The organism is Riemerella anatipestifer ATCC 11845 = DSM 15868, assembly GCF_000252855.1.
GTDB lineage: Bacteria > Bacteroidota > Bacteroidia > Flavobacteriales > Weeksellaceae > Riemerella > Riemerella anatipestifera.
Genome location: NC_017045.1, coordinates 1,299,837 through 1,326,702, shown reverse-complemented (window position 1 = coordinate 1,326,702; position 26,866 = coordinate 1,299,837). Strand labels below are relative to the sequence as shown.

20 protein-coding genes, 2 tRNA genes and 3 rRNA genes are annotated in these 26,866 nt (G+C 36.8%); 21 read left to right on the top strand and 4 right to left on the bottom strand.

Annotated elements, in window-relative coordinates:
• The 13 genes from RA0C_RS06340 to RA0C_RS06275 all read left to right on the top strand — a co-directional run bounded on the left by RA0C_RS06340 (position 1) and on the right by RA0C_RS06275 (position 13,526).
• Positions 1–747, top strand: a complete 747-nt coding sequence (locus tag RA0C_RS06340) for an isoprenyl transferase (RefSeq protein WP_004917596.1) — start codon at positions 1–3, stop codon at positions 745–747.
• 32 nt (positions 748–779) lie between these two features.
• Positions 780–3,332: a BamA/OMP85 family outer membrane protein gene (locus tag RA0C_RS06335; RefSeq protein ID WP_004917598.1), complete on the top strand. Its 2,553-nt coding sequence runs from the start codon at positions 780–782 to the stop codon at positions 3,330–3,332.
• 15 nt (positions 3,333–3,347) lie between these two features.
• Positions 3,348–3,878: an OmpH family outer membrane protein gene (locus RA0C_RS06330; RefSeq protein WP_004917601.1), complete on the top strand. Its 531-nt coding sequence runs from the start codon at positions 3,348–3,350 to the stop codon at positions 3,876–3,878.
• 55 nt (positions 3,879–3,933) lie between these two features.
• Positions 3,934–4,434, top strand: coding sequence for an OmpH family outer membrane protein (locus RA0C_RS06325; RefSeq protein WP_004917603.1), 501 nt, complete (start codon positions 3,934–3,936; stop codon positions 4,432–4,434).
• A 62-nt stretch (positions 4,435–4,496) separates the two neighbouring features.
• Positions 4,497–4,991: an acyl-CoA thioesterase gene (locus RA0C_RS06320; RefSeq protein WP_004917605.1), complete on the top strand. Its 495-nt coding sequence runs from the start codon at positions 4,497–4,499 to the stop codon at positions 4,989–4,991.
• A gap of 20 nt (positions 4,992–5,011) precedes the next feature.
• The gene (gene rfbD / locus RA0C_RS06315; protein ID WP_004917607.1) at positions 5,012–5,875 is read left to right on the top strand and encodes a dTDP-4-dehydrorhamnose reductase; all 864 of its coding nucleotides are present in this window, start codon (positions 5,012–5,014) and stop codon (positions 5,873–5,875) included.
• Positions 5,868–6,533, top strand: a complete 666-nt coding sequence (locus tag RA0C_RS06310; protein ID WP_004917610.1) for a hypothetical protein — start codon at positions 5,868–5,870, stop codon at positions 6,531–6,533. The genes rfbD and RA0C_RS06310 overlap by 8 nt, the downstream gene beginning before the upstream one ends.
• Positions 6,534–6,938: 405 nt before the next feature.
• Positions 6,939–8,455: ribosomal RNA gene (locus RA0C_RS06305) — 16S ribosomal RNA — on the top strand.
• Between the two features lie 198 nt (positions 8,456–8,653).
• Positions 8,654–8,727: transfer RNA gene (locus RA0C_RS06300), tRNA-Ile, on the top strand.
• Positions 8,728–8,743: 16 nt separating this feature from the next.
• Positions 8,744–8,817 (top strand) — tRNA-Ala (locus tag RA0C_RS06295).
• Positions 8,818–8,978: 161 nt separating this feature from the next.
• Positions 8,979–11,728: ribosomal RNA gene (locus tag RA0C_RS06290) — 23S ribosomal RNA — on the top strand.
• A 111-nt stretch (positions 11,729–11,839) separates the two neighbouring features.
• Positions 11,840–11,947 (top strand): 5S ribosomal RNA (rrf, locus tag RA0C_RS06285).
• Together the 16S, 23S and 5S rRNA genes with 2 tRNA genes alongside form the textbook arrangement of a ribosomal RNA operon.
• A gap of 745 nt (positions 11,948–12,692) precedes the next feature.
• Positions 12,693–13,526 carry a GLPGLI family protein gene (locus tag RA0C_RS06275; RefSeq protein WP_004917003.1) on the top strand — a complete coding sequence of 278 codons (834 nt, stop codon included), beginning with the start codon at positions 12,693–12,695 and terminating at the stop codon, positions 13,524–13,526.
• 101 nt (positions 13,527–13,627) lie between these two features.
• On the opposite strand, the gene lon is transcribed toward RA0C_RS06275, so the two are convergent.
• On the bottom strand, positions 13,628–16,018 hold the full coding sequence (gene lon / locus RA0C_RS06270; RefSeq protein WP_004917006.1) for an endopeptidase La: 2,391 nt from the start codon (positions 16,016–16,018) through the stop codon (positions 13,628–13,630).
• Between the two features lie 196 nt (positions 16,019–16,214).
• On the opposite strand from lon, the gene msrA reads away from it, so the two are divergent.
• The gene (gene msrA, locus RA0C_RS06265; protein WP_004917008.1) at positions 16,215–16,844 is read left to right on the top strand and encodes a peptide-methionine (S)-S-oxide reductase MsrA; all 630 of its coding nucleotides are present in this window, start codon (positions 16,215–16,217) and stop codon (positions 16,842–16,844) included.
• 8 nt (positions 16,845–16,852) lie between these two features.
• Here the strand turns inward: msrA and RA0C_RS06260 are convergent, their stop codons facing one another.
• From RA0C_RS06260 to RA0C_RS06250, 3 genes are all read right to left on the bottom strand, one after another.
• A complete protein-coding gene (locus RA0C_RS06260) occupies positions 16,853–17,320 on the bottom strand; it encodes a GNAT family N-acetyltransferase (RefSeq protein WP_004917011.1) in 468 nt (155 codons plus the stop codon).
• Complete coding sequence (yihA, locus tag RA0C_RS06255) at positions 17,313–17,939, bottom strand: ribosome biogenesis GTP-binding protein YihA/YsxC (RefSeq protein ID WP_004917013.1); 627 nt, start codon at positions 17,937–17,939, stop codon at positions 17,313–17,315. The genes RA0C_RS06260 and yihA overlap by 8 nt, the downstream gene beginning before the upstream one ends.
• Positions 17,940–18,005: 66 nt before the next feature.
• On the bottom strand, positions 18,006–18,770 hold the full coding sequence (locus RA0C_RS06250) for an alpha/beta fold hydrolase (RefSeq protein WP_004917015.1): 765 nt from the start codon (positions 18,768–18,770) through the stop codon (positions 18,006–18,008).
• 217 nt (positions 18,771–18,987) lie between these two features.
• Between RA0C_RS06250 and mraZ the strand changes: the two genes are divergently transcribed.
• Genes mraZ through murD form a run of 7 tightly spaced genes read left to right on the top strand, consistent with a single transcriptional unit; the run spans position 18,988 to position 26,863 of the window.
• Positions 18,988–19,488, top strand: coding sequence for a division/cell wall cluster transcriptional repressor MraZ (mraZ, locus tag RA0C_RS06245; protein WP_013446970.1), 501 nt, complete (start codon positions 18,988–18,990; stop codon positions 19,486–19,488).
• Positions 19,489–19,507: 19 nt separating this feature from the next.
• Positions 19,508–20,401, top strand: a complete 894-nt coding sequence (gene rsmH / locus RA0C_RS06240) for a 16S rRNA (cytosine(1402)-N(4))-methyltransferase RsmH (RefSeq protein ID WP_004917020.1) — start codon at positions 19,508–19,510, stop codon at positions 20,399–20,401.
• A 21-nt stretch (positions 20,402–20,422) separates the two neighbouring features.
• Positions 20,423–20,779, top strand: a complete 357-nt coding sequence (locus RA0C_RS06235; protein ID WP_004917023.1) for an FtsL-like putative cell division protein — start codon at positions 20,423–20,425, stop codon at positions 20,777–20,779.
• Complete coding sequence (locus tag RA0C_RS06230) at positions 20,769–22,760, top strand: penicillin-binding protein (protein WP_004917027.1); 1,992 nt, start codon at positions 20,769–20,771, stop codon at positions 22,758–22,760. The genes RA0C_RS06235 and RA0C_RS06230 overlap by 11 nt, the downstream gene beginning before the upstream one ends.
• A gap of 13 nt (positions 22,761–22,773) precedes the next feature.
• Positions 22,774–24,234 carry a UDP-N-acetylmuramoyl-L-alanyl-D-glutamate--2,6-diaminopimelate ligase gene (locus RA0C_RS06225; protein WP_004917031.1) on the top strand — a complete coding sequence of 487 codons (1,461 nt, stop codon included), beginning with the start codon at positions 22,774–22,776 and terminating at the stop codon, positions 24,232–24,234.
• Between the two features lie 34 nt (positions 24,235–24,268).
• Positions 24,269–25,510: a phospho-N-acetylmuramoyl-pentapeptide-transferase gene (gene mraY, locus RA0C_RS06220; protein ID WP_004917034.1), complete on the top strand. Its 1,242-nt coding sequence runs from the start codon at positions 24,269–24,271 to the stop codon at positions 25,508–25,510.
• A gap of 27 nt (positions 25,511–25,537) precedes the next feature.
• Entirely contained in the window at positions 25,538–26,863 is a 1,326-nt protein-coding gene (gene murD / locus RA0C_RS06215; protein WP_004917036.1) for a UDP-N-acetylmuramoyl-L-alanine--D-glutamate ligase, read from the top strand.
• The last annotated feature ends 3 nt before the right edge of the window (positions 26,864–26,866 follow it).

Here is a 26,866-nt window from a genome sequence, read left to right as displayed (position 1 = left end):
ATGTCAGAAATAAAGAACAAAATTGATAAAAACAAATTGCCTCAACACATCGCTATTATAATGGATGGCAATGGGAGATGGGCAAAATCCAAAGGGCAAGAAAGAACCTTTGGACATAAAAGTGCTATTGAAGCTGTAAGAAATGCTATCAATGCTTGTAATGAGATAGGAGTACCTTATCTTACACTATACACCTTTTCTACGGAAAATTGGGGACGACCTTCCGATGAGGTAGATACGCTTATGAATTTGTTATCAGATACTTTATTGGCGGAAGCGGAAGATATATTCAATAAAGGGTTGAGAATGCATGTTATAGGCGATGTGGAAAGATTACCCTCTTTGGTTAAAGACCAGTTGCTAAATGTAGTAGATTTAACTAAAAATAATACCAAAGGAAATTTAGTTTTAGCTCTAAGTTACGGTTCTAGGCATGAGATTTTAACAGCAGTGAAAAAAATTGCCACCGAAGTTAAAAATGGAGAACTTTCGGTAGAGGCGATTTCAGAGGAAACGATAAGCCAAAATTTGTTTACCAAAGACATTCCAGATGTAGATTTACTGATTAGGACGAGTGGAGAAGTAAGGGTTAGCAACTTCCTTTTATGGCAAATAGCCTATGCAGAACTACAGTTTTTAGATGTTCTATGGCCAGATTTCTCTAAAGACGATTTCTTCCAATGTGTCGTAGATTACCAAAATAAGGAGAGACGATACGGTAAAACTAGTGAGCAGGTAGCTCCTTAATATTTTAATTGAAAAAGAATAGATTTTATATAATGAGATATAAATTTTTACCAGTTCTTTTATTTGCAGCGTCAGCTCATTTATTTGGACAAGAGGTGCCTAAGACTAATGCTCAGCAGGGTGTACAGAACGAAAGTACCACACAAGTAGATGTCCTACAAGGAAACTATATTTTGAAGGATATAGTGGTAGATGGTATCAAGAAATACAGTCCAGATCAAGTGTTGAGATTTACAGGACTTAGAAAAGGAGAGCAGATAGAGGTGCCAGGGCAAAAAATTAGTGAGGCTATAAAAAAACTTTGGAACTCTAAATATTTCTCCGAAGTAGAAGTCTATGTCCAAAGTGTAGATGGGCAAAATATTGTGCTTAGGTTTTTATTAGAAGACCTAAAAGATTTAGGAGAAGTAAAAGTAGTAGGGATAGATAAGAAAGTAAGTAAATCTAAGGCTGAAAAAATCATAAAAGACAATGATTTAAAACCTGGGGTAAAAATCACTAATGATTTAATAAACTCGGTAAAACATAATATTGCCAAACAGCAGATAGATAAAGGTTTCTCTGATGCTAAGGTGAATGTAAAGAATACAGCAAATCCTAAAGATCCTAATATGATGGACTGGACGATAGAGGTGCAGAGAGGGAAGCGTATAAAGATAGACCGTATTACTTTTGAAGGAAACGAGAATATTTCATCTAAAAAACTTAGAAAAAAAGCATTTAAAGAAACTAAACAAAAAAGATTTTTATTAGGAATATTAAAATCTTCTAAGTTTGTTAAAGAGAAATACGAAGAAGATAAGAAAAACTTAGTAACCTATTATAACTCTTTAGGTTATCGTGATGCGGTAATTGTTTCCGATTCGGTTTGGAGAAATAAAAACAATAATTATGAAATTAATGTAAAACTCAATGAAGGTAAAAAATACTATATTGGAGACATTAATTTCATTGGAAATACAGCTTATAGTACAGAGTTTTTACAGAAAGTATTAGGGTATAAAAAAGGAGATATTTATGATGCCGTAGGATTTAATAAAAAAGTAGGTGAAGATGGTGGTAAAGAAGATGACTCGGATATCAAGTCTTTATACCTTAATAACGGTTATCTTTTCTCCCAAGTAACGCCTGTAGAGAAAGCAATAAAGGGAGACTCTATAGATTTAGAAATAAGAATTAAGGAGGGAGAAAAAGCCTCTTGGGATAGAGTAACGTGGAGTGGTAATACGACTACACACGACCATGTAATACTTCGTTCTCTACAAACAAGACCAGGGAATTTATTCTCTAAAAGAGATATTAAGGGAACCTATTTTGATTTAGCTGGAATGCAGTTTTTTGACCCTCAGCAAATTAAATATGACATCAAGCCTAATCCACAAAATAATACCGTAGATGTTGCTTGGAGTTTGGTAGAAAAAGGCTCTTCACAAGTGCAGCTACAAGCAGGTTATGGAGGTAACTCATTTATAGGGACTTTAGGGCTAACGTTTAATAACTTTTCTCTTAGAAACTTCTTGAGAGGTAAAGATTTTAAACCTGTTCCTCAAGGAGATGGGCAAGTATTATCATTACAAGCACAGGCAGGGCAATTCTTCCAAAATTATAGTTTTGCTTTTACAGAGCCTTGGTTGTTTGGTAGCCGTCCAACTGCTTTATCTATAAGTTTAAATAACTCCATAGTAAAATATGCAGACCTTACAGGAGGTAGTCAAAGGTTAAATATATTCTCTGCGAATGTAGGTTTAACAAGAAGACTATTATGGCCAGATTATAATTTCTCTCTTTATACAGGGATTTCTTATCAGGGCTATAACTTTAATAACTTTCCATTCCAGTTCGGGTCAGAGCAAGTAAGTAATGGTTCTGCAAATAACTTTGCGTTTAATGTTTCACTTAGTAGAAATTCAGCAGGGTTTGACCCTCATTTCCCTACTCAAGGGTCTAATATAGAGGCTTCTGTAAAGTTTACACCACCGTATTCTTTATTTTCGAATAAAGATTATAGTACTATGTCCACTGCGGCAAAATATAATTGGTTAGAATTTTACAAAGTAAAACTTAGAGCCGAAACCTATAATACGGTTGTTGGTAAACTAGTACTGCGTTCTACTGCGGAAATGGGCTTTATGGACGGGTATAATAGACAACTAGGAGCTCCACCTTTCGAGAGATTCTATTTAGGAGGTGTAGGGCTTTTTGCAGGAAGGTTTGACGGTAGAGAACTTATACCATTGCGTGGTTATCAGAACGCATCTATGACAGGTGGGTTAACAGAAGATGTTACGCCAACAGGTGGAGGTACATTATATAACCGTTTTGCAGTAGAATTAAGATATCCAATTTCTATGAACCAAACGGCAAAAATCTATGCACTTACTTTTGCTGAAGGAGGTAACACTTGGAATAGTTTTTCAACCTATAATCCGTTCCAGTTGAAGCGTTCTGTAGGTGTTGGTATTAGAGTATTTATGGGAGCGTTTGGTTTAATTGGATTTGACTTTGCTTACGGATTTGATAGAACAATAGGAGGTACACAACCTTCTGGCTGGAATACTCACTTCCTGATGAATCAACCTCTATAATCTAATATTAAAAAGATGATAAATTTTTTAAAGAAAATTGTTTTCATTTTCAGCCTATTATTTCTAAGTTTTGGTATAAAAGCTCAGAAAATAGGAGTTGTGGACACACGATACATTTTGGAGAAGTATCCTCAATACAAAGAGGCAGAAAAAAGATTGGAAACTCAGGTACAAACTTGGCAAACAGAAATTAGCCAAATGCAAACCAATTACGAAGCTAAAAAAGCATTGTTTGAAAATGAGAAAGTTCTTCTTGTAGGAGAGCAACTAAAATCAAGAGAGAAAGAAGTTTTAGATTTGGAAAAAGAGCTTAAAGGGCTTATTTCTAAAAGATTTGGAACAGATGGAGAGGTTAATAAATTGAGAACATCTTTAACTAAACCTTTTCAAGATCAAATTTGGAATGCCATAAAGCAGGTTAGTGATAAAAATGGTTTAGGCATAGTTCTTGATAAGGGTAACGATGCAAATATACTATTTACTGATAAAAAGTACGATTATACCGATAAAGTATTGGATATTTTACTTAAAAATCAAAAAAAATAAGTATAATTGCAGGGAGAAATAAAAAAACTAGAAAAATTAAACTTTATTTATTATTATGAAAAAATTAAGCGTATTATTTGCAGCGGTAATGATGTTTGTATCTATGGGTACTGCAAAAGCACAGAAGGTAGCTACGGTAGATGTAGAAGCAATTTTGAGCATGATGCCTGAAAAGAAAAAAGCAGATGAACAATTGTTAAGTGTATTTAAAGCAAAACAAGCAGAAATTCAGAAACAAGCACAGGCTTGGCAAGAAGAAGTTGCAGCTTACCAAAAAGCAGCAGCTACAATGACTGAAGCTCAGAGAACTGCTAAAGAAGGAGAGTTGCAGAAAAAACAACAGAATATTCAGCAAATGTCAGAAGCTGCTCAGAAAGATTATACGGAAAAGCAACAAGCAGCTTACGCTCCTATAGATAAGAAATTTATGGAAGCTACAGAAAAAGCAGCTAAAGCTAACGGTTGGGACTTTATTTTTGACTCTAACACTATGGGGTTAATCTACAAAGGAGGAGCTGATGCTACTGCAGCTGTTAAAAAAGAATTAGGACTTTAATTAAGTTGAAAATATCTATAAAGCCACTCTTTTTGAGTGGTTTTTTTATTTAAATATAATATATGGGAGAATTAAAAGAGTTTGAGAGTATAGTTAAAATTCGTTTCGCAGATTGTGATCCAATAGGGCATCTTAATAATGTAAAATATTTGGAGTATATGCTCAATGCAAGAGAAGATCATGTGGAAGATAACTACGGATTTACCTATCAAGAATATGCACAAAAAACAGGCTGTACTTGGATTGCTATAGAAAACCAAATAGCATACCTAAGAGAAATAAGAGCTAATACTAAAGCTAAAATTACAAGTAAAACCATTATGATGGATAAAAGAACAGCTTTAGTAGAAATTTTAATGAAGGCTCTGGATTCTGATTTAGTTTACGCTGTATTATGGGTAAAGGTTATTCACTTTAACCTTAAAACAAGAAAATCACAAGAACACACTCCAGAAATTATGGAACAGTTTGGTGAATTCTTGGTAGAAATATCGGAAAAAACATTCCAAGAAAGAGTTGATAACTTGAGAAAAATAAATAAATTTGTGGGGATATAGTGTAAATATTAAGATAAGATATGAGTAAAATTTTAGTTACAGGGGCTGGTGGACAACTAGGTAATTGTTTCAAAAAGTTAGAGCAAAACTATCCACAATATAACTTTGTATTTAAAACTTCAAAAGAGTTGGATATAACAGATGAAGGAGCTGTTTTAGATATTTTTAATGAGGAAAAACCATCAGTTTGTATCAATGCTGCGGCATACACCGCTGTAGATTTGGCGGAGCAGGAGCAAGAAAAAGCCTATAACATTAACGCTAATGGCGTGGAAAATCTAGCAAAAGCTTGTCAAGAAAATCAAACATTATTGATACACATCAGCACCGATTATGTTTTTGACGGAGACACAAATTTGCCATATTCAGAAGATGATTTTACCAATCCTCTTGGCGTTTATGGGAAGTCTAAACTTAGAGGGGAAGAATTGGCTTTAGAGAATAATCCTAATACAATAGTCATTCGTACTTCTTGGCTTTACTCTGAGTTTAATAAAAACTTTGTAAAAACAATGCTTCACCTTTTTTCTCAAAAAGATGAATTAAATATAGTAAACGACCAATTCGGTCAGCCAACCAATGCAAATGATTTGGCAGAAGCTGTAATGAAAATCATAGAAACACCTTCAAAGAAAATGGGTATCTATCATTTCTCTAACTATTCAGAGACCACTTGGTACGAGTTTGCTACAAAAATTAAAGAATTCTCAAAAAGTAATATTAAACTAAACCCTATTCCAACAGAAGCCTATCCTACTCCAGCTAAGAGACCACATAGAAGTACCTTTGCTTTAGATAAAATAGAAAAAGATTATCAGATAGAAATAAAGTATTGGCAACCTAGTTTAGAGTCTTGCATAGAAATCCTTAAAGAAAATGAATAAATTTGTTTTAGCCCTTAGCCTATGTCTATCAATTGTTGGGTTTTCTCAACGATACGACCTAGTAGAAATTAAAGATAAAATAGAAAGTACAGATAAATCGTTCTTTAGACTTATCCAAGAAGATATTGAAAAAGCACACTATTTAGGTAAATTAGAGGTAGCTAATGCATCTTCGGACGACAGAGTTAATTATGTAGCAATATACAATAAGGCTAAATTTATAGGAGCTAATGCTTATCAAATTATATTTCCTGAAACTATAGATGGGCTAAACGCTAAAAATAAACAATACTATACAGTATTATTGTACTCTATAAATGTAGAAAATATAACAAGGGTTCATGATGAAGTTTATTTATTTAACACAGGAGACAAAGCTCAGAAATTAAAAATAGAAGATAAAAGATTAACTCTTTTACCAAAATCTTATTATAAAATAAATTTAACAGAAAAGCCAATAGATGTTTCAGTAGGTGGATTTCTTGGTTCTAGGATTAAACTTCCAACGAAAACAGGAACTAATAACTCATTATATTTTAATGTATCCAATACATCACTTAGAGGAAAAGACGGTTTTCTCAATCTAAAGACAGGAGATTTAGAAAGATTAGACGAGGTTTATGCTAACTATTTATTAAATTTCTACACATCTCATTAGTTAGGTTCAAAATTTTTCTCTTTTGCAAATCAGTCGATTATATATGATTGATAAAAAAAGGATGTAAAACATTTGGAGTTAATGGTAAAGAATTTATATTTTTGCACCCTCGATACGAGAGAGTAGGAGTGGATTGATAGATTAAATACTTAATAGTAATAAGCCTTAAGAATAAGGAGGAGTGTTGCGAGGGGTGTTTATTGGTGTTGAAAAAAATAATTAAAATTTTTTCAAAAACATTTGGTCAATTAAAAAAAACTTTTTACTTTTGCGCTCGCAAATCGGAACTGAGATGATCAGTGAGAGGTTTAGCGAGAAGAATAGAGAACATTGAAAGATACTATAACAACCAAGTAAGGAAAAAACCAAAGCGTAACAAAACTTTGAGTGGGACAGGAAAAACATACAATGGAGAGTTTGATCCTGGCTCAGGATGAACGCTAGCGGGAGGCCTAACACATGCAAGCCGAGCGGTAGAGTGTCTTCGGATACTTGAGAGCGGCGTACGGGTGCGGAACACGTGTGCAACCTGCCTTTATCTGAGGGATAGCCTTTCGAAAGGAAGATTAATACCTCATAATATACTGATTGGCATCAATTAGTATTGAAAGCTCCGGCGGATAGAGATGGGCACGCGCAAGATTAGATAGTTGGTGAGGTAACGGCTCACCAAGTCAATGATCTTTAGGGGGCCTGAGAGGGTGATCCCCCACACTGGTACTGAGACACGGACCAGACTCCTACGGGAGGCAGCAGTGAGGAATATTGGACAATGGGTGCAAGCCTGATCCAGCCATCCCGCGTGAAGGACGACGGCCCTATGGGTTGTAAACTTCTTTTGTACAGGGATAAACCTACTCTCGTGAGGGTAGCTGAAGGTACTGTACGAATAAGCACCGGCTAACTCCGTGCCAGCAGCCGCGGTAATACGGAGGGTGCAAGCGTTATCCGGATTTATTGGGTTTAAAGGGTCCGCAGGCGGGCTAGTAAGTCAGTGGTGAAAGCCTACAGCTTAACTGTAGAACTGCCGTTGATACTGCTAGTCTTGAGTATAGTTGAGGTAGCTGGAATGAGTAGTGTAGCGGTGAAATGCATAGATATTACTCAGAACACCGATTGCGAAGGCAGGTTACCAAGTTATAACTGACGCTGAGGGACGAAAGCGTGGGGAGCGAACAGGATTAGATACCCTGGTAGTCCACGCCGTAAACGATGCTAACTCGTTTTTGGGCTATATGGTTCAGAGACTAAGCGAAAGTGATAAGTTAGCCACCTGGGGAGTACGACCGCAAGGTTGAAACTCAAAGGAATTGACGGGGGCCCGCACAAGCGGTGGATCATGTGGTTTAATTCGATGATACGCGAGGAACCTTACCAAGGCTTAAATGGGAATTGATAGCTGTAGAAATACGGTTTTCTTCGGACAATTTTCAAGGTGCTGCATGGTTGTCGTCAGCTCGTGCCGTGAGGTGTTAGGTTAAGTCCTGCAACGAGCGCAACCCCTGTCACTAGTTGCCATCATTAAGTTGGGGACTCTAGTGAGACTGCCTACGCAAGTAGAGAGGAAGGTGGGGATGACGTCAAATCATCACGGCCCTTACGCCTTGGGCCACACACGTGATACAATGGCCGGTACAGAGGGCAGCTACACTGCGAAGTGATGCAAATCTCGAAAGCCGGTCTCAGTTCGGATTGGAGTCTGCAACTCGACTCTATGAAGCTGGAATCGCTAGTAATCGCGCATCAGCCATGGCGCGGTGAATACGTTCCCGGGCCTTGTACACACCGCCCGTCAAGCCATGGAAGCTGGGGGTACCTGAAGTCGGTGACCGTAAAAGGAGCTGCCTAGGGTAAAACTAGTAACTAGGGCTAAGTCGTAACAAGGTAGCCGTACCGGAAGGTGCGGCTGGAACATCTCATTTTAGAGACTCGTTTGGAGTATAAACAAAATTAAGAAAGCTTACTTAAAGTAGCTTTGGTTTTTTTACTGGTTGGTATATAAAAGAAATAACCCCTAAGATTAGTATCAGGGATAAGAAAGAGATTAGAAACTAGAAGTTGGAAGTTAGAAAAAGGATGCAAGTCTAAATTCTAACAATCTAAACTCTGACATCTAAGACAGTCTCGTAGCTCAGCTGGTTAGAGCGCTACACTGATAATGTAGAGGTCGGCAGTTCGAGCCTGCCCGAGACTACTAATTTAAGATAGAGGGGGAATTAGCTCAGCTGGCTAGAGCGCCTGCCTTGCACGCAGGAGGTCAAGGGTTCGACTCCCTTATTCTCCACAAGGGTTAGATATTTAATTTAAAAGTGACGGATGGAGCCAAATACAACATCAGTTCATTAAATATTTAGCGAGCGTAAAGCACATTGACATTAACGGTAAAAGACATCACAAAGAGAAAACCGAGCACTTATAAGTGCTTGAGTAACCAAAAATATTAGGAAAGAAATCGTTAAGGGCGTATGGCGGATGCCTAGGCTTTCAGAGGCGACGAAGGACGTGGTAAGCTGCGAAAAGCTACGGGGATTGGCACACACGAATTGATCCGTAGATATCCGAATGGGGCAACCCAATACATTGAAGATGTATTACTGCGCAAGCAGAGCAAACCCGGAGAACTGAAACATCTAAGTACCCGGAGGAAAAGAAATCGAAGAGATTCCGTAAGTAGTGGCGAGCGAAAGCGGATTAGCCCAAAAGTTTATATATGTTTAATAGAACACTTTGGAAAGAGTGGCCATAGAGGGTGATAGCCCCGTACATGAAAGGCATATTTAGATGATACAAGAGTAGGGCGGGACACGTGAAATCCTGTCTGAATATGGGGGGACCATCCTCCAAGGCTAAATACTCCTGAAAGACCGATAGTGAACAAGTACTGTGAAGGAAAGGTGAAAAGCACTTCGAATAGAAGGGTGAAAGAGAACCTGAAACCGTACGCCTACAAGCGGTCGGAGCAGCTTATTGCTGTGACGGCGTGCCTTTTGCATAATGAGCCTACGAGTTAATTTTACTAGCGAGGTTAAGTAATTAAGTTACGGAGCCGAAGCGAAAGCGAGTCTGAATAGGGCGAATAGTTAGTAGGATTAGACGCGAAACCTTGTGATCTACCCATGGGCAGGTTGAAGCTTTGGTAACACAAAGTGGAGGACCGAACCGGTTGACGTTGAAAAGTCTTCGGATGACCTGTGGGTAGGGGTGAAAGGCCAATCAAACTGGGAGATAGCTCGTACTCTCCGAAATGCATTTAGGTGCAGCGTTGATGTTAAGTTTATTAGAGGTAGAGCTACTGATTGGATGCGGGGGTTTCACCGCCTACCAATTCCTGACAAACTCCGAATGCTAATAAATGTTCATCAGCAGTGAGGGCATGGGTGCTAAGGTCCATGTCCGAGAGGGAAAGAACCCGGACCAACAGCTAAGGTCCCTAAATATATGCTAAGTTGAAATAACGCGGTTGGACTGCATTGACAGCTAGGATGTTGGCTTGGAAGCAGCCATTCATTTAAAGAGTGCGTAACAGCTCACTAGTCGAGCGGTCCGGCATGGATAATAATCGGGCATAAGCATATTACCGAAGCTATGGGATGTATTAATACATCGGTAGGAGAGCATTCTATCGGCGCAGAAGCAGTATCGCGAGGTATTGTGGAGCTTATAGAAAAGAAAATGTAGGCATAAGTAACGATAAAGGGGGCGAGACCCCCCCTCACCGAAAGACTAAGGTTTCCTCAGCCATGCTAATCAGCTGAGGGTTAGTCGGGACCTAACGCGTACCCGAAAGGGGAAGTGGATGGACAATGGGTTAATATTCCCATACTTGCTCACACTAAAAAGGGGACGGATTGCCGTACTTACTGAAGACTGACGGAATAGTTGAGACCTAGCCTACGGGCGAAGTTGTTGTAGGGAAAGCAGTTCCAAGAAAAGCCGAAGTGAAGCAACCCGTACCAAAACCGACACAGGTAGTCGAGGAGAGAATCCTAAGGTGCTCGAGTGAATCGTGGCTAAGGAACTAGGCAAAATAGTCTCGTAACTTCGGAAGAAGAGACGCCAACAGAAATGTTGGCCGCAGTGAAGAGGCCCAGGCGACTGTTTATCAAAAACACAGGACTCTGCTAAATCGAAAGATGCTGTATAGGGTCTGACACCTGCCCGGTGCTGGAAGGTTAAGGAAGGTGCTTAGCGTAAGCGAAGGCATTAACTGAAGCCCCAGTAAACGGCGGCCGTAACTATAACGGTCCTAAGGTAGCGAAATTCCTTGTCGGGTAAGTTCCGACCTGCACGAATGGTGTAACGATCTGGGCACTGTCTCAGCCACGAGCTCGGTGAAATTGTAGTATCGGTGAAGATGCCGATTACCCGCAATGGGACGAAAAGACCCTGTGAACCTTTACTATAACTTCGTATTGACTTTGAGTAAACAATGTGTAGGATAGGTGGGAGGCTGTGAATCTGGCACGCTAGTGTTGGTGGAGCCGTTGTTGAAATACCACCCTTTGTTTACTTAGAGCCTAACTCGGAAACGAGGACATTGCGTGGTGGGTAGTTTGACTGGGGTGGTCGCCTCCAAAAGAGTAACGGAGGCTTTCAAAGGTACCCTCAGCACGCTTGGTAACCGTGCGTAGAGTGTAATGGCATAAGGGTGCTTGACTGTGAGACCAACAAGTCGATCAGGTGCGAAAGCAGGACATAGTGATCCGGTGGTTCCGTATGGAAGGGCCATCGCTCATAGGATAAAAGGTACTCCGGGGATAACAGGCTAGTCTCCCCCAAGAGCTCACATCGACGGGGAGGTTCGGCACCTCGATGTCGGCTCGTCACATCCTGGGGCTGGAGAAGGTCCCAAGGGTTGGGCTGTTCGCCCATTAAAGTGGCACGCGAGCTGGGTTCAGAACGTCGTGAGACAGTTCGGTCTCTATCTATTGCGGGCGTTAGATGTTTGAGAGGGCTTGAATCTAGTACGAGAGGACCGATTTGAACAAACCTCTGGTGTATCTGTTGTGCCGCCAGGCGCACCGCAGAGTAGCTAAGTTTGGTAAGGATAAGCACTGAAGGCATATAAGTGCGAAACCTGCCTCAAGATGAGACATCTTTTAAGGGTCGTGGGAGATGACCACGTTGATAGGCTACAGGTGTAAAGTTGGTAACAGCATAGCCGAGTAGTACTAATTACCCGTAGATTTATAGCCTAATGGGTGTTATGTTAAAAAAGCCTTATAAGTGCGAGCAAGGTTTTGTCTTTGTGATGAAAATTACCGATAAAAAGAATTAGGACACACTAATTTTTATATAAAGAACTTTAGGGTGGTTTTAGCGGTGGGGCTCACCTGTTCCCATTCCGAACACAGAAGTTAAGCCCACCAGCGCCGATGGTACTACGAAAGTGGGAGAGTAGGTCGCCGCCAGTTTTTATTTTTGAAAAGCCTCTAGCAGTAATGCTAGAGGCTTTTTTGTTTGGTTATGAAGTGTTAAGGAAGGAGGAGTGTTGTCTTATCAGACGTCGCCTCGGCGTAGCCTAAGACAGCGGAGGGTTGTAGGGTAAAGCAACACATCAGCGTAGGTATTATAAAACTCCTTGTACCGTTTTCATTAAAACGGTGCGAGAGATAGGATAACTTCTCGCAGTGTTTTCTGAAAGTTTAAAATGGCTTATCTAAAGCTGGAACTCATTGTAGGAGTGTAAACGATTGATATTTGCATATTGCAGTCTTTTTTGTTACATCGAGTTATAGTTATATACTAGAATAATTTAGATATATGATTTCTAGTATTAGACTTATACTAAAACATGATTTTTATCATGAAAAATTTGGATAAATCAGATTTTGTTTCTAGCTTTGCGATACCAAGATATGAAAACCAAAGCTTCTTGGGTGTTTAATTATGAAAAAAATTATATTAGTAGCCGCTTTAGGAGTGGCGGGATTTGTGAATGCATCACAAACAAGTAGTTTAGCTATTACTGACGGAGGAGGATGTGTAACTACCACTACAACGTCAACAACAACATCGACTTCTAATGGTAATACGGTTGTAACGACTACAACTACCACAACTACGACTTGTCAAAATTAGAATTTAAACAGTGGCTAATCGTTTTCTCGGTTAGCCATTGTTTATCTTTTGTAATTAAAAGTTAGGAATATTGTTATTATGACCAGAATTATTTTTTTTGCTTTATTAGTTTATACTTATACCATATCTGCACAGACTAATAGATTTATCTATCAACTTACCAGACAGGTGGGTGAGGTGCCACAGAAGGATTTAATGGTATTAGATGTAAATCCAACAGAGGTTAAGTTTTATGATTTTAAATTTTTGGAAAGTGATTCGTTATCCCAAAAAACACCAGGGCACGTTTTCAGAACAGTTTCGTCTACGAAACAAGTACTGAAGAGAGAGAGGAATAAAAAAACACATCTTAATTTTTTCACTAATAATGATGGCGATTACTTTGTGATTCCTTCTTCAGATGCTATTCATTGGGAAGTGACGCCAATAACTAAAAAAAGCCCTGAGAATTTTATATTGCAAAAGGCTCGGACGCATTTTGGGGGTAGAGATTGGGAAGCTTGGTTTGCGAAAGAAATTCCAGTGATGGAAGGACCTTATAAATTTAATAGTCTGCCTGGGTTGATTTACGAAATATATGATACAGAGAGAAAGTTTCACTATGTTTTGATAAAGAATAAAGTTTTGCCTGAAGTATATGATACAAGAAACTTTTTAGAAACTTATTATGGAAAAAATCCGTTGAAAATAGATCATGAGCAATTGGTGAAGTTGATGCTAGATGATTATAGAGATCCAGTGGCGTATTTGACTAGAATTTTAAAAGGTGGAGGTTCTGTGAATATCAATGGGGAGGACATTAGTTCAATATCTCAATTAGACCAAAAAAGAAAAATGATGCAAGAGTCGATTATAAAGCATTATCTTCCTATAGAATTGGATAAAGCTATTCCTTATCCAGTAATTAAATGATGTTTTGCTTGAAAAGAGGTATGTTATTGCATCAAAAAAATCTCCACTGTAGTATAATTCGGTGGAGATTTTTGATTTGATAGCCTTATTGTTTTAAATTTTCAACTTTCCAAGGCAAGATTGATGACTTCTTCCATTGTGTTTGCATAATGGATTTTTAGGCTATTTAACGACTTATCTTTTATCTCTTCGTAGTCTTTCTTATTGTCTTCGCATAAGATAACTTCTTTGATGCCTGACCTAGATGCGGCTAACAGCTTTTCTTTGATGCCTCCTACTGGGAGTACTTTACCTCTTAGAGTAATTTCGCCCGTCATAGCGATATGAGGTCTTACTTTTTTATTTCTGAAGCTAGAAACCATTGAGGTTAGCATAGCTATACCTGCTGAAGGACCGTCTTTTGGTGTAGCTCCTTCGGGAATGTGCAGGTGTATGTTGTTTTTGGATAGAGTTTCTTGTTCTATTCCTAGGCTTTGGTGCTTTGCTTTGATGTATTCTAGTGCAATGGTGGCAGATTCTTTCATTACATTTCCTAGATTACCCGTCATAGTGAGATTTCCTTTTCCTTCGGATAAAATACTTTCAATGAAAAGAATATCACCCCCTACGCTCGTCCACGCTAGACCTGTAACTACACCAGGAACATCGAGCATTTCGGATAGATTTTTTTTGATAGGAACGCCTAATATTTCGTCAATGGTAGCAATGTTGATTTTAGGATTATACTCTTTTTCCATTGTAATTTGCAGGGCAACCCATCGTGCTATTTTGGCTATTTTTTTCTCTAGATTTCTCACGCCGCTTTCTCTAGTGTGAGATTCTATGATATGAGTGATTTCTTTAACTCCTAGTTTTAGTTGGGTGTTTTTTAATCCATTCTCTGCAATTTGCTTTTTTATTAAGTGTTTTTTTGCAATTTGTACTTTTTCTTCTACGGTATAGCCTGAAAGCTGAATGGCCTCCATTCTATCCAATAGTGGTCTTTGAATGGTATTTAGGCTGTTGGCTGTTGCAATAAACATTACTTTAGACAAATCGTATCCTATCTCTAGGAAGTTATCGTAGAAAGTTTTGTTTTGTTCTGGGTCTAGGACTTCTAGCAAGGCAGAGGAAGGGTCTCCGTGTATGCCTTGACCTATTTTGTCTATTTCGTCTAATACGATAACGGGGTTGGAAGTCCCAGCTTTTTTAATGGATTGGAGTATGCGTCCTGCCATAGCACCGATGTAGGTTTTTCGGTGTCCTCTAATTTCGCTTTCGTCATGTAGTCCTCCTAAAGAAATTCTGATGTATTTTCTTCCTAAAGCATCTGCTACAGATTTTCCTAATGAGGTTTTCCCCACGCCTGGAGGTCCTACAAGGCAAAGGATAGGAGATTTCATATTGTTTTTTAACTTGAGAACGGCAATGTATTCTAGAATCCGTTTTTTAACATCTTCCATACCGAAGTGTTCAGAATTGAGTACATTTTCAGCTCTATTCAAATCAAATATATCTTTGGAGTAATGTTCCCAAGGCAAATCTGTGAAAAAATCAAGGTAGTTTCTTTGTACATTGTAGTCTGGAGAATGAGGATTTTGTCTGTTAAGACGGTGTATTTCTTTTTGGAAATGTTGTTCTATCTCCTCATTCCACTTTATTTTTTTTGCTTTCTCTTGGAGTTCTGCGGCATCATTTTCTGGACCTCCACCAAGCTCTTCTTGTATGGCTTTTATTTGTTGATTCAGAAAATACTCTCTCTGGTTTTTATCCATCTCTCTTGTAGTTTTTTGATGGATAATGTTGCGAAGTTCTAATTTATTAAACTCATCGTGCATTAGTTCGTAACATTTTTTTGCACGAACTAAAAAGCTCTTGGTCTCTAATAATTTTTGTTTTTCCTCGGCGGTAAATTTTGCATTAGCACAGATGTAATTGAGGAGTTCCTCTTGAGATTCAATATTTGTAATTGCAAACCTTGCCGAGTTAGGAATTTGTGGGTCTAACTCTATAATTTTAAGAGCTAAGTCTTTAATGTTTTCTATAAGTGCCTCATACTCTTCTTTGCTTTTGGTAGATGTTTCGTTTAGCTTTTCTATTTCGGCTTTTAAGAAAGGTTCTTTTTCTACGAGTTTATTTAGTTTAAACCTTCTGACACCTCGCATAATTGCGGTGATATTACCATCAGGAAGTTTAATGATTTTAAGTATTTTGGCAGTAGTCCCTACTTTGTATAAATCTTTCTCTGTAGGGTTTTGCTCTTTAGCATTTTTTTGAGAAATGATGCCTATAACTTCGTTATTAAGCTGTGCATCTTGTAGTAATTTTATAGATTTCTCTCTCCCTGCAGTAATAGGCATAATAATTTTAGGAAACATCACCATATCTCTTACAGGAAGGATAGGAAATAAGTTTTGCTCTGTATTTTCTGCCTTTTCTTGAATTTCTTCAGTTACGAAACTGAAATTTTCATTTAAAAGTCCGTCTAGAGAAAGTTCTTCAATATCAATCATATCTTTATGGCTTCAAATAAATGTTAAAAGTGACAAACTGTCGCTTTTTTGTTTTTATAATCGTTACTTTTGTCTTTATTTTACTTTTAAATAAGTAGAATTAAAGCAGTGCTTTATAGTCCCAATTCCTATGCCAATTTTAGGTGTAGGTTTTTAAGATAGAAATTGGCTATTAACAAAATGAAAACTTGTTTTGATGAAGAATTTTTTAATACTTTTGGTGAGTTTTATAAGTTTGGTTGATTGTAAAAATAACCAAGTTTCTTTAAATAAAAATGAGAATATGGAAAATATAGAATACTTAACCATAGGAGGTGGTTGTTTTTGGTGTGTGGAAAGTTGTTTCAATATGCTAAAAGGAGTGGAAACGGTAGAGTCTGGCTACTCAGGAGGTCATAAAGAAAATCCAACTTATGAAGAGGTGTGTACAGGAGAAACGGGACATGCGGAAGTGGTACAGATAGCTTATAGACCCAATGAAATCTCTTTTGAACAGCTGATGGAGGTGTTCTTTTTTCTACACGACCCAACTCAACTCAACCGACAAGGAGAAGACATAGGAACACAATATCGTTCAGTTATTTTCTATCGTTCGGAAGAGGAAAAACAAAAAGCGGAACAGGCTATAAAAACATCTGAAGCAACAGGAAAATGGAGTGGTACTTATGTTACAGAGCTTGCTCCTTTTAAAAAGTTTTGGAAAGCAGAAAGCTATCATCAAGGGTATTATAAAGATAATCCCACTCAGCCTTATTGTAGTGCGGTGGTGGGACCAAAAGTCGCTAAATTTAAAGCTTATTTTGGAGCTTTAGGTTGGTTGAAGTAATATTAAAATTACTGTCGAACCATTTCTGTGTGTGGTAAATTATCTTCTAAATACTTTTTGTCAGTATCAGAAAAACCGTATTCTGAATAGAATTTCAAAAGATAGTCTTGGGCAGATATTCTGATTCGGGAAGTTTTATATATATTCTCTATGGCTTCTATGGCGTAAGATACGAGTTGTCTTCCTATGCCTTTTCCCCTTCCAAGAGAGGTAGTGAGTACTCTTCCTATTGAGGTTTCGTTGTATTTTACACCTTCAGGGAAGATTCTACAGTAAGCCAATAGTTGCCCTTTGCTATTCTCTGCCCATATATGAAAGGCTTTTTGGTCTGTGTTATCAGCGTCTTGGTATTTCACTGCTTGCTCTATGATGAATACCTCTTGCCTAGCAACCATAATTTTATAAAGTTCCGAAACGGAAAGTTCGTTGAAGGCTTTAATATGCCAAGTTAAATCTGTATAGTTGATGCTATTCATTAAAGTTAACTTTATTCTGTTGTAAAAATAGGTTGGTTTGTTCTATGTATTCTAAAATAGCTTCTGTGCCTGTTTTCTTTTCGGCGGAAGTAATGTACATTTGTGGAGCTTCTTCCCAACTCTCTAATAGTGTTTTGGTGTAGTCTTCCACATTTTTTTTAGCAGCATTAGGTTTTAGTTTGTCTTCTTTCGTGAAAACAATAGAAAACGGAATGCCACTTTCGCCACACCATTCAATAAATTCCAAATCTATTTTTTGAGGTGTATGTCTTATATCCACGAGAATGAAAAGATTTACCAAATTTTTTCGGTTGAGGATATAATTGGTGATTAACTTTTCAAAATCTTTTCTTTGGGTCTTAGAAACTTTGGCATAACCATAACCAGGGAGGTCAGTTAAATACCACTCTTCGTTGATAATGAAATGATTGATGAGTTGGGTTTTTCCAGGAGTTTGGGAGGTTTTAGCTAAATTTTTATTTCCTGTAATGGCATTGATTAACGAGGATTTGCCCACATTAGAACGCCCTATAAATGCATATTCTGGAAGATTAGCTTCGGGGCATTCTTGCCACTTTTGGCTACTTTTAACAAACTCGGCACTTTTTATAGAAATCATTTTTATTAGTATTAAATTTTAAATAATAAAAAAGGAAGCATTTAGGCTTCCTCTATTTTTTAGTTCTTATTTATTAACCTTCTTGAGCCAAGAGAGGAGAATTTCGTTGAACTCTTGTGGTTTTTCCATCATAGCTGCGTGTCCACATTTATCTATCCAATATAAATCTGAATTGGGGATATATTTGTGCATATCTACGGCCACCTCTGGCGGAGTTACATTGTCCTGTTTGCCCCAAATAATGCAGGTTGGACAAGTAATCTTAGGTAAATCTTTTATCATATTGTGTTTTATAGCACTTCTAGCTAGCATTACGGTTTTAATGCCTTTCATTCTATCATTAACTACAGAAAATACTTCATCTACTAATTGGTCTGTAGCTACAGCAGGGTCATAGAAAACTTCTTGTGTTTTTTTTCTAATATACTCTTTATCTCCTTTTCTAGGGAAACTATCTCCAAAAGATTTTTCATATAATCCTGAACTTCCTGTAAGAACTAAGTTTTTAACAAGTTCAGGTTTTGATAGTGTAAGAATAAGCCCTATATGTCCTCCCATAGAGTTGCCTACAATAGTGACAGGCTCTTTAACTTCCTCTTTTATAAACTTTGCAACGAATTTTGAAATAGCAGTTAAATTCGTGTTCAGAACAGGAAGGTCATATATAGGTAGTTCTGGGACATAGACTTTATACCCTTTTTCAGAAAAGAATTTTACCATATCATCAAAATTACTCAGTCCTCCCATAAGCCCGTGTAGGAGTACCAGAGGGTGACCCTCTCCCTCTTCAATAAAATTGAATTTCTTTTCTTTTTTAGTTTTAAAAATCATAAAACACTACTAAACCTTGCAAAAGTACGAATTAATGATTAAACAAACGATATAAAAATCATAATGTTTTATTTTTATTATACTTAGAAAACCTTGTGTAATTACAGTTTTGATGGAGGGGAGTTAAATATTTCGTTACGCTTAGATAATCAGATAATTAGGTTGCTTTATTGGATTGGATAAAACTTATCCACAATGAGTTAAAAAGTGGAAAAAAGTGGAAATTTTTAGAAAATATTATCTATTTTTGTATCCGATGAATTATTTCTTTGAAACATATGAGTGTAAGATAGATGATAAAGGCAGAATAAAGCTGCCCTCGGCGTTAGCTAAACTTTTGTCAGAAACTCACGGAAAAGATTTTGTGATAAAGAGAGCGGTGTTTCAGAAATGTTTGGAAGTTTATCCTGTAAGTACTTGGGAGGCTCTAATGGAGCGGCTAAATAAACTGAATAGGTTTGTAAAGAAAAATGTAGATTTCATACGAGTTTTCACTGCGGGAGTAAAGGCGGTAGAGGTGGATAAATCGGATAGAGTTCAGATACCTAAAGATTTAAAAGACTTTGCTGGTATGGAAAAAGAAATCGTAATTTCTGGTGTAGGAGATTTTTTTGAAATATGGGATAAAAAATCCTATGAAGAAAATATAGTAATGAAAGAAGAAGACTTTGCTAGCTTGGCGGAGGAAGTAATGGGGAGTGATTGGGAAGGTTTGTAAATTATAGTAAATTAAAAAGATGTATCATCAGTCAGTTTTATTAAAAGAAAGTGTAGATGCTCTTGTGCTAAATGCAGATGGGGTTTATGTAGATTGTACTTTTGGAGGTGGTGGACATTCTAGGGAAATTGTTTCTAGGCTGTCTTCTGCTGGAAGGCATTTTGGCTTTGACCAAGACTTAGATGCTTTGGAAAATAAATTAGATGATGAGCGTTTTACAATTATCAATCAGAATTTTAGGTTTTTAGAAAACTCTCTTATGCTTTATGGGGTTACCCAAGTAGATGGGATATTGGCTGACTTGGGAGTGTCTTCTCATCAGTTTGATGCAGCGGAAAGAGGTTTTTCTACAAGGAGTGATGCGCCGTTAGATATGAGAATGAATGTAATGCAAGGTTTGAATGCTCAAAAGGTGGTTAATGAGTATGAAGAAGAGCATTTGGCTGATATATTTTATCACTATGGGGAGTTAAGAGAAGCAAGGAGATTGGCGAGAGAGTTAGTTCATTACAGAAAATCAAAACCGATTAAGACAACGGAAGATTTAAAAAGTGTTTTTAAATATATTCCTCCACATAAGCAGAATAAATTTTTCGCACAGTTATTTCAAGCGATAAGAATTGAGGTTAATCAAGAATTAGAGGCTTTAAAGGAAATGTTGGAACAGGCTTATAGAATTCTAAAACCAGGAGGAAGATTGGTGGTGATATCTTATCATTCTTTGGAAGATAGGCTGGTAAAGCGTTTCTTGAAGAATGGAATGTTTGATGGTGAGCCTGAAAGAGATATTTATGGGAACTATACCAAAGCGTTTGAGTTGCTACAATCTAAAGCGTTTGTTCCTACGGAAGAAGAAATTGAGGCTAACTCTCGAGCGAGAAGTGCTAAAATGAGGGTAGGTATTAAGGTATAAATGTTTTTTTGAAAGTTAGAGATGGCTAAAAAACAAACATATAAAAAAAAGAAACTAACCTTTAGTGATATTGTTAAGGGTAATTTCTTAAATCGTGATGAGATACAAGCTCATTACAAATACTTTATATTATTAGCCGTGATGATGGCAGGGATTATCTATACCAACCATTTAGCGAGCAAAAAAATAAAGCAAATCAATACTTTGAAAGAGCAAACGGAAGAATATAAATCTAGAAATGCATACGTACAAAGTAAACTAATCAAAATAAAACTAGAGAGTGAATTGGGAAAAGAAGTACTGAAGGATTCTTTGGTTCCGCTAGAGAATCACCCTCATAAATTGATTATAAAATTAGATTCTACTAATGCAAACTAAGAACGAATTTGATAGAAAAAGAACCAAGACATTGATGTGGGGGTACCTTTTTGGAGGTGCTGCTTTCTTTTTGTTTATTACTTTCATTATTCGTATTTTCTTATTGCAAAATACTAATGTTCAGGAGATAGAAGAAGATTATATCAATAAAAACTATAGAGAGGCAACGCTAAAAGCAGTGAGAGGCAACTTGTATGCCTCAGATGGTTCTATACTTGCCACTACAGTTATGAGGTATGATGTTTATATAGATTTTAAGACTATAAAAGATACTCTTTATAGCAAAAATATAGGAGCGCTTACCGATTCTTTAAGCAAAATGTTTGGGAAACCTAAACATTACTTTAGGGAAACTTTTGATGCTCAAAGGAAAAAAGGCAATCAGTATTATTCTCTTAAAAGAGATTTAGATTTTGATGAATACGACCGTATAAGAAAGTTCCCTATCTTTAATAAAGGTAAAAATAAGGGTGGTTTTATCATTGATAGAAAATACAAGCGAGAATTAGCTACCGCAAAAATAGGTTCGGGAACTATAGGTATGGATAACGAAGCTTATAAATCTGGACTGGAAGGAGCGTTTAGTGAATATCTATCGGGTAAAGATGGTTCAAGATTGGAGCAAAGGGTAAATTCGACCCAGTGGAAACCCATTGACCATTGGAAGGCTAAAGAACCTATTGATGGGCAAGATGTCTATACTACTCTTGATTTAAGAATACAAGATATTGCTCACTCTGCATTGGAGAAGCAGCTAATAAGTTTTAATGCAGACCATGGGACGGTTATCGTTATGGAAACCCAAACGGGAAAGGTAAGAGCAATGGTAAATCTCAGAAAAAAAGAAAGTGGAGTTTATGTAGATTCATATAATTATGCTATAAAAAATGCTACGGAACCTGGTTCTACATTTAAGGTAGTTTCTCTTTTGGCAGCGATGGACGACGGTTTTATAGATGAAAATACAACCGTAAATGTAGGTGGCGGAGTATGGACTTACGCTAAGCAAAGAATTTCTGACGGACACGGTGGAGGAACTTATGAGATTAGTGATGTTTTGGCAAAATCAAGCAATGTGGGTACGGCAAAACTCATTACTAAATATTATGCAGATAAACCAGAGGTATTCCTTAATCATCTTAAAAGATGGAAGATGTTTGATAAGATGGATATAGAACTTCCAGGGATTACAAAACCAAAGATAGTTACTCCAGAAGATAAGAGATGGAATAAGGCTACTCTAGCGTCTTTGTCTTACGGTTATTCGTCTAATTTTACATTGTTGCAGTTAGCTACATTTTATAATGGTATTGCTAATAATGGTAAAATGGTAAAGCCTCTTTTCATAGACAAAATAATGAAAGACGGTAAGATTACATACGAAGCCAAACCAGAAGTAATGGTAAATAAGATGGCATCAGATAAAGCTATAAAAATGATGACAGATGCACTTACTAAAGCGGTAGAAAAAGGTACAGCAAAAAGTATCTTCACACCTAATCTTAAAATGGCGGGAAAAACAGGGACGGCAAGATTTGAATACTGGAAAGCTGGACCAATGAAATATCAGGCGTCTTTTGCAGGGTTTTATCCTTCGGATAATCCAAAATATACTTGTATCGTTATGGTTAATCAGCCCGATACTTCTATTGGGTTTTACGGAGGTACGGTGGCGGCTCCTGTATTTAAGGAAATAGCAGGAAAAACTTTCTTAAAAACACCACTGAATGTGGAAAAAGAAATGCTCCAAGATAAAAAAGTGAATTTAAATAAGATGACCGCTCCTAAGGTAAAGATAGCAATAAACCGTCGGCAGATGCCTGCATTAGTAGGTATGGCAGGTAGAGAAGTTATTCCACAGTTGGAGAATTTGGGTTATCGTGTAGATTATAAAGGTGTAGGTAAAGTCTTAGAACAGTTTCCTAAAGAAGGAACTATCATAAAGAAAGACCAAAAAATTTACCTTACACTACAAAAATAAAAATTGATAAAATATGTTACTCAGAGAGTTATTACATAATATACCAGTTTTAGAAACCATCGGTGCATTAGATGTTGAGGTAAGCTCTATTGTTTTTGATAGTAGAAAGGCGGAAGCAAAAAGCCTTTATGTAGCTATCAAAGGGAGTGTTTCAGATGGACACCAGTTCATTGGTTCTGCAGTAGAAAAAGGAGCTAAAGTTATTGTATTGGAAGATTTACCTGAAATTTTAGATGAAACCATCACTTATATTAAAGTGAAAAATTTGTCTAAAGTATTGGGGCAATTGGCTTCTAACTTCTATGGTAATCCTTCAGAAAAGCTTAATCTTGTAGGAGTTACAGGGACTAATGGTAAAACATCTGTATCTACTTTGCTTTTTGATGTTTTTAAGAATTTAGGTTATCCATCTGCACTTATTTCCACGGTGGAGTATAGGATTGGCGACGAAGTTTTCCCATCTACACACACTACACCAGACGTGGTTAAACTTAATGAACTATTGGCAAAAGCCGTGGCACAAGGTTGCGAGTATGCCTTTATGGAAGTTTCTTCTCACGGCATTCATCAAAACAGAACGGAAGGTTTGCATTTTAAAGTGGCAGGTTTTACCAATATTACTCACGACCATTTAGACTATCATAAAACTTTTTTAGAATACCTTAATACCAAAAAATCATTTTTTGATAATTTGCCAGATTCAGCGGTAGCAATTACTAATCTAGATGATAAAAACGGATTGGTAATGCTCCAAAACACCAAGGCTAAAAAGAAAACCTATGCATTAAAAACTTTAAGTGATTACCATGGACGATTGTTAGAGGTGGATTTTAACGGAATGCTGCTCAATTTTAATGGTAAAGAAGTTTGGACGAGCCTAACAGGGAAGTTTAATGTTTATAATTTGCTTTTAGTGTTTGGTATAGCGAGAGAGTTAGGGTTTGATGAGGTGGAAATACTTACGGCAATTTCTCAACTGAAAAGAGTTAATGGTAGGTTTGAAACGATAAAGTCAGAAGGCGGAATCTTTTTTGTGGTAGATTATGCACACACGCCAGATGCTTTAGAGAATATTCTAGACTCTATCAACGAAATACGAACTAAAAACGAAAGGTTGATTAGTGTGTTTGGTTGCGGTGGCGATAGAGACCATAGCAAACGCCCTGAAATGGGTAAAATAGCTACACAAAAATCTACTCTAGCAATTATTACATCAGACAACCCTAGAACAGAAGATCCTAACACCATTATCCAAGAAATAGAGGCGGGCGTGGAGCCACAATGCTTTAGCAAATATACGGTAGTTCCAGACAGAAGAGAAGCTATTAAAATGGCTATAAAATTTGCAGAGCCAAAAGATATTATACTTGTGGCGGGGAAAGGTCACGAAATTTATCAAGAAGTTAATGGGGTAAAACATCACTTTGATGATAAAGAGGTGATATTAGAATTGTGTAAAATGATGAGTAAATAGAAAAACAATAATTTAAAAACAAGAAATACAAACTATGTTATACTACTTATACGAATATCTTACGGCTAACGGCATACATATACCAGGTCTTAACCTATTGAGATACATTTCTTTTAGGGCTGCTATGGCGGTTCTGTTGTCGCTTATTATTGCATTGGTTTATGGTAAAAAAATCATCAATTTTCTTCGTAGAAAACAGATGGGAGAACTAGTGCGAGATTTAGGATTAGATGGGCAAAAACAAAAAGAAGGAACTCCTACTATGGGAGGACTTATCATCATTATAGCCACTTTGATACCTGTATTGCTTTTTACTAAGATTACGAATATCTATATTATTCTACTCATTGTATCCGTGCTTTGGATGGGAGCAATAGGTTTTATAGACGATTATCTTAAGAAAATAAAGAAGAATAAAGACGGTTTAAGTGGTAAATTTAAAGTCATAGGTCAAGTTGGTTTAGGGCTAATTGTTGGGGTCACAATGTTTTTTAATTCTGATGTTACCGTTAAAAGAAAATATGCAGATGCAAAAGAGATTAATCGTAACAATGTAGAACAGAACTTTATGAAGGAAGAAAAAAAAGTAATTTCTACCGTACCGATGATTAAAAATAACGAGTTTGATTACAGTGGTATTCTCTTTTGGATGGATGAGCAAGAAGCAGAAGAATGGGCTTGGGTGGTTTTCATTCCGATGGCGATATTTATTGTTACAGCTGTTTCTAATGGAGCTAATATTACCGATGGGATAGATGGTTTAGCTGCAGGTACGAGTGCGGTTATTTTACTCACATTAGCTTTCTTTGCGTATGTTTCGGGTAACATCATCTTTGCGGATTATCTCAATATTATGTTTCTGCCTAATATGGGAGAAACTACCATTTTTGCGGTGGCGATGGTAGGGGCGGTTATTGGTTTTTTTTGGTATAATACCTATCCTGCCCAAGTATTTATGGGTGATACAGGTAGTTTAATGCTAGGCGGAGTTATTGCGGTTTTGTCCATTATTCTAAGAAAAGAATTATTGATACCTGTGCTGTGTGGAATATTTTTAATTGAAAACTTATCGGTAATGCTTCAAGTAGCAGTGTTCAAATACAGAAAGAAAAAGTATGGATTAGAATATGCTCAAAATAACCGATTGTTTAAAATGTCTCCTCTTCATCATCATTATCAGAAGAGTGGCTACCACGAAAGTAAGATTGTTAATAGAATGATAATTATAGGGGTAGTTTTAGCGATTGTATGTTTAATTACACTTAAAATTAGATAAATATTTTCAATAAAAACATTAAGGAATATGAAAATAGTAGTTTTAGGAGCTGGAGAAAGTGGTTTTGGGGCAGCCTACCTTGCTAAAAAGAAAGGTATGGAGGTTTTTGTATCCGATAGAGGAAGTATAAAAGAAGAGTATAAAAAACAACTGATAGAGAATAATATAGAATTTGAAGAAGGTCAGCACGATGAAGAACGAATTTTAAATGCCGATTGGGTGGTTAAAAGCCCAGGTATTCCTAAAAAGGCAGATATTGTATTTAAAATCAATCAGAAAGGGATAAGACTGTCTTCCGAAATAGAATTTGCATCGGAATTTACTAATGCCAAAATTGTGGCAATTACGGGCAGTAATGGTAAAACGACTACTACTTCTCTCATCTATCATATCCTTAAAGATAATGGGATGAATGTAGGTTTGGGAGGTAATATAGGCAAGAGTTTTGCGAAACAAGTAGCCGATGAATCTTTTGACTATTATGTTTTGGAAATCAGTAGTTTTCAATTAGATGATATTCAGAATTTTAGACCATACATTTCGTTGCTTCTTAATTTGAGTCAAGACCATTTAGACCAATATAATTATAATTATGAGGAGTACGCTTTAGCTAAATTCCGAATTACTGAAAATCAAGAATATGATAATTTCTTCATCTATAATAAAGATGATGAAATGAGTCAAAAAATTCTTCAAGAGTTAGATTTAAAGGTTAAAAAAGTACCATTCTCCATAAAAGAAACTCTCTCAGAGGGTGGATATATGAACGATGAAAACATTGTGGTAAAATTTCAAGGTGAGTTTACTATGAAAATTAGAGACTTAGCTCTTATTGGGAATCATAATGTGGCTAATAGCTTAGCAGCGTCTATAGCGGGTAAAATACTTAATATTAGTAATGAAAGTATTAGAAATTCATTGATGACTTTCCAAGCTGTAGACCATAGGTTACAGGAAATAGCTAATCTTAATGGAGTTAAATTTATCAATGATAGTAAAGCGACTAATGTAAACGCTACTTACTATGCTTTAGAAAGTATGACTCAGCCTACCGTTTGGATTGTAGGAGGAGTGGATAAAGGCAATGATTACACCGAAATAGAAGAATTGGTTAAAAAGAAAGTAAAAGCGATTGTTTGCTTAGGTATAGATAACCAAAAGATTATAGATTTCTTTAGAGATAAAAAAGAGTTTATTTATAATACTTCTAGTATGGAGGAAGCTATTAAAATTTCAAAATCCATAGCAGAAGCAGGAGATGCTGTACTCCTTTCGCCGTGCTGTGCAAGTTTTGATTTGTTTGAAAACTACGAAGATAGAGGTGAAAAGTTTAAAGCTGAGGTTCTAAAATAATAA